Source organism: Streptococcus sp. 'caviae' (assembly GCF_001937065.1).
Taxonomy (GTDB): domain Bacteria; phylum Bacillota; class Bacilli; order Lactobacillales; family Streptococcaceae; genus Streptococcus.
Genome location: NZ_MOWR01000003.1, coordinates 236,853 through 243,576, shown reverse-complemented (window position 1 = coordinate 243,576; position 6,724 = coordinate 236,853). Strand labels below are relative to the sequence as shown.

The 6,724-nt window shown below is 42.2% G+C and carries 8 protein-coding genes; 4 read left to right on the top strand and 4 right to left on the bottom strand.

All coding sequences use genetic code 11. The annotated features are described in order from the left end of the window. Positions 1-132: 132 nt before the first annotated feature. From BMI76_RS04835 to BMI76_RS04820, 4 genes are all read right to left on the bottom strand, one after another. On the bottom strand, positions 133-480 hold the full coding sequence (locus BMI76_RS04835; protein ID WP_075346469.1) for a DUF1831 domain-containing protein: 348 nt from the start codon (positions 478-480) through the stop codon (positions 133-135). Between the two features lies 1 nt (position 481). Further along, positions 482-1,597 (bottom strand): cysteine desulfurase family protein, encoded by a 1,116-nt coding sequence (locus tag BMI76_RS04830; RefSeq protein ID WP_075346468.1) that lies wholly within the window; start codon positions 1,595-1,597, stop codon positions 482-484. A gap of 2 nt (positions 1,598-1,599) precedes the next feature. Continuing rightward, positions 1,600-2,580: a ribose-phosphate diphosphokinase gene (locus tag BMI76_RS04825; RefSeq protein ID WP_075346467.1), complete on the bottom strand. Its 981-nt coding sequence runs from the start codon at positions 2,578-2,580 to the stop codon at positions 1,600-1,602. Positions 2,581-2,671: 91 nt separating this feature from the next. Then, positions 2,672-3,241: a CYTH domain-containing protein gene (locus BMI76_RS04820; RefSeq protein WP_075346466.1), complete on the bottom strand. Its 570-nt coding sequence runs from the start codon at positions 3,239-3,241 to the stop codon at positions 2,672-2,674. 95 nt (positions 3,242-3,336) lie between these two features. Between BMI76_RS04820 and BMI76_RS04815 the strand changes: the two genes are divergently transcribed. From BMI76_RS04815 to pta, 4 genes are read left to right on the top strand one after another with little or no spacing between them, the layout of a single operon-like run. After that, a complete protein-coding gene (locus tag BMI76_RS04815; RefSeq protein ID WP_075346465.1) occupies positions 3,337-4,002 on the top strand; it encodes a GTP pyrophosphokinase family protein in 666 nt (221 codons plus the stop codon). Next, positions 3,977-4,813, top strand: coding sequence for an NAD kinase (locus BMI76_RS04810; RefSeq protein ID WP_075346464.1), 837 nt, complete (start codon positions 3,977-3,979; stop codon positions 4,811-4,813). Before BMI76_RS04815 ends, BMI76_RS04810 begins: the two co-directional genes overlap by 26 nt. Further along, positions 4,810-5,700 (top strand): RluA family pseudouridine synthase, encoded by an 891-nt coding sequence (locus tag BMI76_RS04805; RefSeq protein ID WP_075346463.1) that lies wholly within the window; start codon positions 4,810-4,812, stop codon positions 5,698-5,700. The genes BMI76_RS04810 and BMI76_RS04805 overlap by 4 nt, the downstream gene beginning before the upstream one ends. Positions 5,701-5,712: 12 nt before the next feature. Next, positions 5,713-6,705, top strand: coding sequence for a phosphate acetyltransferase (pta, locus tag BMI76_RS04800; protein ID WP_075346462.1), 993 nt, complete (start codon positions 5,713-5,715; stop codon positions 6,703-6,705). The last annotated feature ends 19 nt before the right edge of the window (positions 6,706-6,724 follow it).

The following is a 6,724-nucleotide window of genomic DNA, read 5'->3' as shown; positions in this document are numbered from 1 at the left end:
GTTTCAATTTTACTTATATGTGTACAAAGAGGGTGGGCTGAAACTTCGATAGCTTTTCGAAGTTTCAGCCCACCCTCTCCCTTGTTTTATTTATTTTCTAAAGAGGCAGCAGAAGTGCTGCGCTGCAATAGTTTAATTTTCGCTTTTCTCAAAAATATCGCGTTCAGCCAAACTATCCATTAGGAAATAAAACTTATCCTGAATCATTTGGTTTTCTGCTGATTTAAAGATATTGACAGCACGAAGTCCGGATTTGTCGGTAATAGTCAGCTTAAAGCCTGTCAAATCCTTATTAATTGTAATTTTCAGGGAAAAGCCGTCACCGCTGTTAGGGATTTTTTCTAAAAGGCGGCTAAGCTCGTAATTTCCCAGCTTGTTTTGAGTGAAAGCAGTGTCCCGCAAGGTAAATTTTTTTACTTTAGGACTGATAGTATAACTGTATTTGCAATCAGGTAAATTTACTGTTTTTTCAAAAGCCATTTTATTTTTCTACAATCTCCTTTATTTTTGCGGCCAGAGCCTTAGTCTCATCTGGGTTGTTCAAATCTGAAAAGCTGATACGAACAGATTCCTGCAGACGAGGAGAATCAGCACCGTATTTGGCTGTTAGGACGTGACTGGGATCAACTGTACCTGCCGTGCAGGCAGAACCCGTTGAAATCGCAAAGCCGGCCAAATCCAGCTGAGTGAGCAAAATGCCGTTATTATAATTAGGAAAGCCAATATTAATAACATAGGGCAGGGCGTCTTCGTTAGAATTAAGATAGTAATCAAGACCCTCTAAGCCTTCTAGGAATATTTTTTTGAGCATGCCGACATATTCCAGATGCTCTTTTTGATGAGCCTGAGCATCACTCAAAGTCTGTGTCAGGCCTGCGATGCCAATCAGATTTTCAGTACTGGCCCGGCGTTTTTCTTCCTGTTCACCGCCGTGCAGAAGACTGTCAAAATGAAAATCGTTAGCATAAAGAAGACCGACTCCCTTAGGACCGTGAAATTTATGAGCAGAAGCTGACAAGAAGTCGATATTTAGATCCTTAGGGTAGATGGGAAGCTTGCCTGCAGCCTGAACGGCATCAACATGAAAAGCCGCTTGATGATCTTTGAGAAGACAGCCGATTTCTTCGATTGGCAACACGTCTCCAGTCTCATTGTTGGCAAACATGACAGATACTAAAATCGTATCTTCACGCAAAGCGTCTTTAACCTGCTGAACAGAGATGCGGCCGTCAATAGGATTTAAGTAAGTCACTTCAAAACCGAAACGTTTTTCCAAATAATGCAGACTGTTTAAAACGGAATGATGTTCGATAGCTGTCGAAATAATATGCTTTCCTTGAGCCTGATGGGCAAGCGCATAACCTTTAAGAGCAGTGTTATTGCTTTCTGTTCCGCCGGAAGTAAAAATAATATTTCTCGCTGGAACTGCAAACACCTGAGCAACTTTCTGCCGGCACTCTCTTAACAGTTTGCTGGCAGCCCTGCCGTAAGAATGGATACTGGACGGATTGCCAAAGATGTCAGTCATCACCTCAGTCATGGCCTGAGCAGCAGAAGGCGCCAGGGGAGTCGTTGCAGCGTTATCAAAATAAATCACGTTTAGGATTCATCTCCTTTGCGGTCATAAGCGAACAATGGACTGACAGGGCGTCTTTCGTGAATGCGAATGATAGCATCTGCAATCAGTTCACTGGCAGAAAGGTAATGTAAATTATCAGGTAGCTTTTGTTGCGTGCAGACAGAATCTGTAATCAAAATATCTTTAATTGGAGCAGCCTGCAGAATTTCTGTTGCCCCGCTGGCGAATAATCCGTGGCTGGCAACAGCGTAGATTTCAGTAGCGCCTCCACGCTCAACAATTTTAGCAGATTCTGCAAATGTTTTTCCGGTATTCAGAATATCATCAATGAGAATAGCTTTCTTACCGGCAACATCACCGATAATGTAGCCTTCCTCGCGCGAGGAGTCATCATCCTGAGCATAATCAATGATAGCAATCGGAGCATCTAAATACTGAGCTAAACTGCGGGCGCGTTTGATGCCTGAATTTTTCGGACTGACAACCACAATGTCCTCACCATACAAGCCCAGCTTAGTGTAATGTTCAGCAAACAAAGGAGTGGTAAACAAGTTATCAACCGGAATATCAAAGAAGCCCTGTACCTGAACAGCGTGCAGATCTAAGGTTAAGACACGGTCAACCCCAGCCTTAACCAGCATATTAGCTACTAATTTAGCTGTGATTGGTTCGCGGGCAGCGGCAATACGGTCCTGGCGTGAGTAGCCGAAATAAGGAATAACAACATTGACACTATTAGCACTGGCACGTTTGCAGGCATCTACCATAATTAAGAGTTCCCACAGGTGATCATTTACGGGATAGCTGGTAGACTGAATGACATAAATATCATCTCCCCGAACGCTTTCTTCGATGTTGATCATGATCTCACCGTCAGAAAACTTGCGAGAAGATATTTTCCCTAACGGCAGTCCGGCAGCCTTAGAAATTTTTTCGGCAATGTCGGTGTTTGAGGTTAAAGAAAAAAGTTTAATTTGTTTGTCGGCGTAACGTTCTGCCATGGTATTTTAGTGCTCCTTTACATTAGTATCTTTATTTTACCAAATATTATGAGAAATTTCAGGTGATTTTAACATTTTCTGCTTTTGGTCTTTAGTTTTTGCGCAGCGTCTGGCTAAAGCGGGCCACTTTGCTTTTGGCATATTTAAACTGAATACGGTTGGCTTGAAGAAAAGCCTCAAAATCTGCCTTACCCTTTTGAGCATTAGAGACTTCCAATTCGAGTTCGTAATCCTCAATCCCTGCATAACGGTTGTAATCCAGAGCCATGAGACCGATTTTAGTGGTGACTTCACGCCGCACCGTAGTCAGGCTTCCAAGCACCTTCAAATCAGTTACATCAATATCAGCCTGAGAAATCAGCTGTTTAATTTTTATATCCGGCAGCTGCAGCGTACGGATTATTGTTTCGGCTTCACTCAGGAGCAAATCATGATTATATTCCAAATTACCAACTTTCTGGGGTACTTTGAGAGTTAGCTCAGCCTTGTCAGTAAAAGTTCTGATACGCAGAGACATTTTATTGGCTTTCAAATCAAAACTGTCCGTATCAAAATAATAATTTGTCTGTGTGACCGGCTCAATCTGCGGCATTTGTTCTTTGATACAATTAAATTCTTCTTTGGTCAGCAGCGTTTTATATTCGATTTCCAGATGATTCATTCTTTTTTCCTTTGTTTGGCTTATTATGGTATAATAAGATGTTGATTTAATTCTATAAAAAAGTCTTATTTTTGACAAGGAAGGGGGCAAAGTTTATGGACTGGGAAGAATTTCTGGACCCTTATATCCAGGCAGTCGGAGAATTAAAGATAAAATTCAGAGGAATTCGCAAACAGTTTCGTAAGCAAAACCGCCATTCGCCAATCGAATTTGTGACCGGCCGTGTCAAACCGATTGAGAGCATCAAGGAAAAAATGACTTTGCGAGGAATAAAGCAAGAAAATCTTGCCCAAGATATGCAGGATATTGCAGGTCTGCGAATCATGGTTCAGTTCGTTGACGACGTTGATGATGTCTTGGAGCTCCTGCGGCAGCGTAAGGACATGAAAATTGTTCAGGAGAGAGATTACATTAATAATTTGAAGCCCAGCGGCTACCGGTCGTATCATGTTGTTATTGAATATCCTGTTGATACAATCAGCGGTCAAAAAATTATTCTTGCTGAAATTCAAATCAGAACACTGGCTATGAATTTTTGGGCGACTATTGAACATTCTCTTAACTATAAATACCGCGGTGAGTTTCCGGATGAGATAAAAAAACGTCTAGAGCTGACTGCCAGAATCGCTTTTCAGCTGGATGAAGAAATGCGGCAGATTCGCGATGATATCAAAGAAGCTCAGTTATTATTTGATGCTGAAAAAAGAAAGCTAAATGATGGTGTAGGAAATAGTGATGACACAGATGAACTTTACCGATAAGGCAACGAAGGTTGCCATAATTGCAAACGGAAAATATCAAAGCAAGCGAGTTGCCAGCAAACTTTTCTCTGCTCTGAGAGATGATGATGATTTCTATCTGACTAAGAAAAATCCCGACATCGTCATTACTATCGGCGGAGACGGCATGCTTTTGTCGGCTTTTCATATGTACGAGAAGCATCTGGACAGCGTTCGCTTTGTCGGCATTCATACAGGACATTTAGGCTTTTATACGGATTATCGTGATTTTGAAGTTGATAAATTACTGGATAATTTGCACTCAGATAAGGGCGAAAAGGTTTCTTACCCAATTTTAAAAGTTACCCTGACTTTAAGTGACGGACGGCAGCTGACTTCCAGAGCTCTGAATGAAGCAACTGTCAAAAGATTTGAGAAAACAATGGTCGCAGATGTTATCATTAACCATGTTCAATTTGAACGGTTTCGCGGAGATGGTATTTCGGTTTCTACACCGACCGGCAGCACTGCCTACAATAAATCTTTGGGCGGAGCCGTTTTGCATCCGACTATTGAAGCATTGCAGCTGACAGAGATTTCCAGTCTCAACAATCGTGTTTTCAGAACCTTGGGAAGTTCGATCATTGTTCCTAAGAAGGATAAGATCGAGATCATTCCCAAACGCTTGGGTTCCTATGTTTTATCCGTTGATAATAAAACGTATACGCATCGAAATATCGCTAAGATTGAATATGAAATCGATCACAGGAAAATCAGTTTTGTAGCAACGCCAAGCCATACCAGCTTTTGGGAACGGGTTAAAGACTCTTTTATCGGAGACTGTGATTCATGAGATTTGAATTTGTTGCAGACCGGCAGACAAAGGTGAAAACATTCTTAAAGGGACATGATGTCTCCAAAGCCCTGCTGGCCAAGATTAAATTCAAAGGCGGTTCCATACTGGTCAACGGCAAAGAAGAAAATGCCATTTATTTGCTCAGCGAAGGCGATCAGGTAGCCATTGATATCCCTGACGAGGAATCTCACGACAGTTTAAAACCAATCAAGCATGAGCTCAATATCGTCCATGAAGATGAACATTTTCTGGTTTTGGATAAACCGGCTGGCTATGCCAGCATTCCCAGCATACTGCATTCCAATACCATGGCTAACTTTGTCAAAGGCTATTATTTAGAACGAGATTACCCCAATAAACAGATTCATATTGTAACGAGGCTTGACAAGGACACCAGCGGCCTCATGCTCTTTGCCAAGCACGGTTACGCTCACGCGCGGATGGACAAACAGCTCCAGAAAAAAAGCATTGAAAAACGTTACTACGCCTTGGTATCTGGCAGCGGAAAACTGCTTGAAAAAGGTGAAATTATTGCGCCTATCGCCAGAAATGATCAAAGCATTATTACACGCTGTGTCCATCCTTCAGGTAAATACGCCCACACCAGTTATGAAATTGTGGCCAGTTACGGAGATGTGCACTTAGTTGATATTCGCCTGCATACTGGCCGCACCCATCAGATACGCGTGCATTTTGCGCATATCGGCTTTCCGCTTTTAGGTGATGACCTTTATGGCGGCGATATGAGCCATGGCCTTAAGAGGCAGGCGCTTCACTGTCATTATTTGGCCTTTACAGACCCTTTTTCAAAAGAACACAAGGAATACAATAGTTTCTTGACAGATGACTTTGATAGCGTTATCATAGATTTAAAAAAGAGATAGAGGGTTTATATAATGAGTATTCGTTCTTTATTTGGCAGTCTGCGGGAAAAAGTTGTTGGTAAAAATATCAAAATTGTCTTCCCGGAAGGAAATGATGAGCGCGTTGTGCGTGCAGCCGCCCGTCTTAAATTTGAAGGTTTGGTTGAGCCCATTATTTTGGGAAATGAAGCCGATGTCCGCAGTTTGCTGACTAAACTAGGCTTTGCTGATCAGAATTATACGGTCATCAATCCTGAAGAATATCCTAATTTCGAAAAAATGAAACAGGAATTTGTGGAAATTCGTAAGGGTAAAGCTACTCTTGAAGATGCTGACAAACTTCTTAAAGACGTCAATTATTTTGGCGTTATGCTGGTGAAACTGGGGCTGGCTGACGGTATGGTATCCGGAGCTATTCATTCGACGGCTGATACCGTTCGCCCGGCTCTGCAAATTGTAAAAACCAAACCGGGAATTTCACGGACGTCAGGTGTTTTCCTTATGAACCGTGAAAATACCAGTCAGCGCTTAATTTTTGCCGACTGTGCCATCAATATTGATCCTAATGAGCAGGAACTAGCTGAAATTGCTGTCAATACAGCAGATACAGCAAAGATTTTTGACATTGATCCTAAAATTGCTATGCTCAGCTTTTCAACCAAGGGAAGTGCCAAAGCACCTCAGGTTGAAAAAGTTCAAGAAGCAACCCGTATTGCCAAGGAGCTTCAGCCGGACATTGCTCTTGACGGTGAACTTCAGTTTGATGCAGCATTTGTGCCTGAAACAGCAGCTATCAAAGCACCGGGCAGTGATGTTGCAGGACATGCCAATGTGTTCATCTTCCCAGATTTGCAATCAGGTAATATTGGCTATAAGATTGCTCAGCGTTTGGGAATGTTTGAAGCGATTGGACCGATTTTGCAGGGGCTGAACAGTCCGGTAAATGATCTGTCACGCGGCTCCAGTGCTGAAGACATTTATAAGCTGGCTATCATTACCGCTGCACAAACCATTGAAAACGACTAATACAAAAAAGCGGGGCAGA